Here is a 760-nt window from a genome sequence, read left to right as displayed (position 1 = left end):
CCTACAGCCGCGAGTTCGCGCGCGACGTGCGCGAGGCGGCCAAGCTCTACGGCGCGGAAGCGCTGATCAGCGACGACTACCTCGAGGTGGAGGCGAAGATCGCCGAGCTGCAGCCCGAGCTGGTGCTGGGCACGCAGATGGAGCGCCACATCGCCAAGCGGCTGAAGCTGCCCTGCGCAGTGATCTCGGCGCCCGTGCACGTGCAGGACTTCCCCGCGCGCTACAGCCCGCAGATGGGTTTCGAAGGCGCCAACGTGCTCTTCGACAGCTGGGTGCACCCGCTGATGATGGGCCTGGAGGAACACCTGCTCGCGATGTTCCGCGACGACTTCGAGTTCCACGACGGCGCGGCTTCTTCGCACCTGGGCCATGGCGGCACGACGGCCAGCCCGGCCCGGCCGGCCGAGGCCCCCGTCCTCGAAGAGCAGCCGGCACCGGCGGACACCAGCAACGTGGTCACGCTGGCGCAATGGGCCAGCGACGCGCAGAAGGAACTGCAGAAGATCCCGTTCTTCGTGCGCGGCAAGGCGCGCCGCAACACCGAGCGTTTTGCCACCGAGCGCGGCCTGGCCACGATCACGGTCGAGACGCTCTACGATGCGAAGGCGCACTTTGGCCGCTGAACGCCGCCCCCTCGACCCAGCGCTGAAGACGCCGCTGCGCTTCGTGCTCGTCACGATGGACAGCCACCTGTCCAGCGCCTGCGAGCGGGCCCGCGCCCAGCTCGTGCGGCAGATGCCCGGGCTGCACATGAGCCTGC

Annotated in this window: 1 protein-coding gene; it reads left to right on the top strand. The window is 69.5% G+C overall.

Annotated elements, in window-relative coordinates; all coding sequences use genetic code 11:
• The coding region (locus tag AC01FP_RS18290) for a nitrogenase component 1 (RefSeq protein WP_474482268.1) at positions 1-623 on the top strand (623 nt) is incomplete at its 5' end.
• Between the last annotated feature and the right edge of the window lie 137 nt (positions 624-760).

It is taken from the genome of Cyanobium sp. NIVA-CYA 375 (assembly GCF_056108345.1).
This window is presented reverse-complemented; position numbering and strand designations above follow the sequence as displayed.